A 3,029-nucleotide genomic window follows, 5' to 3' on the forward strand; every position below is an offset into this window, starting at 1 on the left:
GCATAGTGGCGCGGCCCCGCCGCTCGTGCGCCCTGACCAGGGCGTCCGGCCCGTCAGGCCTCGACGACCACCGGCACGATCATCGGCCGGCGGCGGAGGCGCCGGTTGACCCACTGCCCGATGACGCGGCGCATCACCTGCTGCAGCTGGTAGGTGTCGGCGGCGCCGCCCGCGATCGCGTTCTCGAGCGCCGCCACGACGTCGGGCTGGATCTCCTCGAAGACCGCGTTGTCCTCCGCCATGCCGCGGGCGAGGATCTGCGGGCCGGCGATCACCTTGCCGGTCGCGGTGTCGACGACGGCGAAGACGGAGACGAAGCCCTCCTCGGACAGCGTCCGGCGGTCCTTGAGCTCGTTCTCCGTGACCGCGCCCACGGTCGAGCCGTCGACGAAGACGTAGCCGCAGGGCACCGCGCCCACGACGGACGCCTTGCCGTCCACGAGGTCGACGACGACGCCGTCCTCGGCGAGGATCACGCGGTCGGCGGGCACGCCCGTGCGGACGGCGAGCGCGCCGTTCGCCACCAGGTGGCGGACCTCGCCGTGCACCGGCATGACGTTCTTCGGCTTGAGCACGTTGTAGCAGTACAGGAGCTCGCCGGCGCTCGCGTGACCGGACACGTGCACCTTCGCGTTGCCCGAGTGCACGACGCGGGCGCCGAGGCGGGTGAGCCCGTTGATGACCCGGAACACGGAGTTCTCGTTTCCGGGGATGAGCGACGACGCGAGGATCACGGTGTCGCCGTGGCCGACCTGCACCTTGTGGTCGCCGTTGGCCATGCGGCTCAGGGCGGCCATCGGCTCGCCCTGCGACCCGGTCGACATGTAGACGATGCGGTCGTCGGGCAGGCTCGCGGCCTGCTTGAGCTCGACGAGGACGCCCGGGGGGACGTCGAGGTAGCCGAGCTCCGCGGCGATGCCCATGTTGCGCACCATCGAGCGGCCGACGAGCGCGACCTTGCGGCCGTGCGCGTGCGCGGCGTTGAGGACCTGCTGCACGCGGTGCACGTGGGAGGAGAAGGACGCGACGACGATCCGCTTCTCCGCCTGCGCGAAGGCGGCGTCCAGCGCCGGGCCGATCTCGACCTCGTTGGTGACGAAGCCGGGCACCTCGGCGTTGGTGGAGTCGACCATGAACAGGTCGACGCCCTTCTCGCCCAGCCGGGCGAACGCGCGCAGGTCGGTGATGCGGCCGTCGAGCGGCAGCTGGTCCATCTTGAAGTCGCCCGTGTGCAGCACCGTTCCGGCGCCGGTCGTGACGGCGACGGCGAGCGCGTCCGGGATCGAGTGGTTGACGGCGACGAACTCGCAGTCGAAGGGGCCGAACCGCTCGGTCTGGTCCTCCGCGACGACGCGCAGCACCGGCTTGATGCGGTGCTCCTTGAGCTTCGCCTCGACGAACGCGAGGGTGAGCCGCGAGCCGACGAGCGGGATGTCCCGGCGCAGCCGCAGCAGGTAGGGCACGGCGCCGATGTGGTCCTCGTGCCCGTGCGTCAGGACGATCGCCTCGATGTCGTCGAGACGGTCCTTGATGTAGTCAAAGTCCGGCAGGATCAGGTCCACGCCGGGCTGGTGGTCCTCGGGGAAGAGGACGCCGCAGTCGATGATCAGCAGGCGGCCCTCGTACTCGAGGACGGCCATGTTGCGGCCCACCTCGCCCAGGCCGCCGAGGGCCACGATGCGCAGCCCCTTCGACGGCAGGGCGGGGGGCAGGGGAAGTTCGGGGTGAGGGTGGCTCACGGGGCCTCCAGGCCGGTAGGTCTTACGGAAGTGTGGTGGCGCCCGCACGGACGCCGTCGTTCAGGTAGCCCGCCGTCGCGAGGGCGTCGCGCAGGCGCGCGACGTCGTCCTCGGAGGCGGCCACGTTGGGCAGGCGCAGCTCGCGGTTGTCCACGAGGCCGAGTGCCTCGATCGCGGCCTTGGCCATCACGGCCTGCGCTCCGGCGCCGTTGAGCGCCTCGATGACAGGCACGGTGGGCAGGTAGGCCCGCAGGGCGCCGGCGGTGTCCCCGGCGTCCCAGCGGCGCACGACCTCGGCGAACGCCCCGCCCACCACGTGCGCGGAGACGGACACGACGCCGGCGCCGCCCATGGACAGGAACGGCAGCAGCAGGCTGTCGTCGCCCGAGTACCAGGCGAGGCCCGTCGCGGCCGCCAGCGGCGCGACGGACGACACGTCACCGGTGGCGTCCTTCGTGGCGACGACCTGCGGGTGCCGCGCGATGCGCTCGTAGGTCGACGCCGCGATCCGCACGCAGGTGCGCCCCGGGACGTCGTACAGCATCACGGGCAGCTCGGTGGCGTCGGCGACGGTCGCGAAGTGCCGGTACAGGCCCTCCTGCGACGGGCGCGAGTAGTAGGGCGAGACGACGAGCAGCCCGTGGGCGCCCGCCTCCGCCGCCTGCTCGGCCATGCGCACGGCGTGCACGGTGTCGTTGGAGCCGGCACCCGCCAGGACGTACGCCCGGTCGCCGACGGCGTCCACGACGGCGCGCACGAGGTCCGCCTTCTCAGGGGCGTGCGTCGTCGGCGACTCGCCGGTGGTCCCCGACAGCACGAGCCCGTCGTTGCCGTCGTCCACCAGGCGCTTCGCCACCTTGACCGCCGCATCCAGGTCCAGGTCGCCCGAGGGCGTCATGGGGGTCACCATCGCGGTGAGGACGGCGCCGAACGGGCGCGCGGCGGCAGGGGCGAGCGTCATGAGGTCAACCGTACCGGGCGCGACCGTGCACGACGGACGGGACTCACCCGTCGAGCAGGCGCCCCAGCCGCGCCGCCAGGCCGGGGACGTCCGCCGCGTCGGCGTCGACCTCGACCGCGGCCGCCGTGCGGACCACCTCGCGCAGGCCCGCCGCGTACGCGCCCCGGGCGGCGTCGTCGAGGTCGGCGCGGTGCGCCGCACGGCCCGCAGCACGGTCGGCCGCCACCCGGCGCGCGAGCGTCGCCGGCGCGACCCGCAGGATCACGTGGACGAACCGCGCGCCGCCCGCCCCCGCGGCGCGCGCCAAGCCGGGGGGGAGATATAAAAAA

The 3,029-nt window shown here is 73.2% G+C and carries 3 protein-coding genes; all 3 read right to left on the reverse strand.

Features of this window, described 5'->3' with window-relative positions:
- Positions 1–53 precede the first annotated feature (53 nt).
- Complete coding sequence (locus ACFWEK_RS20355) at positions 54–1,739, reverse strand: ribonuclease J (RefSeq protein ID WP_430546951.1); 1,686 nt, start codon at positions 1,737–1,739, stop codon at positions 54–56.
- A gap of 22 nt (positions 1,740–1,761) precedes the next feature.
- On the reverse strand, positions 1,762–2,700 hold the full coding sequence (gene dapA / locus ACFWEK_RS20360; RefSeq protein ID WP_430555218.1) for a 4-hydroxy-tetrahydrodipicolinate synthase: 939 nt from the start codon (positions 2,698–2,700) through the stop codon (positions 1,762–1,764).
- 43 nt (positions 2,701–2,743) lie between these two features.
- A partial coding sequence (locus ACFWEK_RS20365) for a hypothetical protein (protein WP_430555219.1) occupies positions 2,744–3,029 on the reverse strand: 286 nt, incomplete at its 5' end.

This window comes from Isoptericola sp. NPDC060257, assembly GCF_042726645.1.
GTDB classification, from domain to species: Bacteria; Actinomycetota; Actinomycetes; order Actinomycetales; family Cellulomonadaceae; genus Isoptericola; species Isoptericola nanjingensis.

Excerpts from the sequence above, each read along its gene's own strand:
- dapA (WP_430555218.1), bottom strand. The coding sequence starts at position 2,700 with ATGACGCTCGCCCCTGCCGCCGCGCGCCCGTTCGGCGCCGTCCTCACC.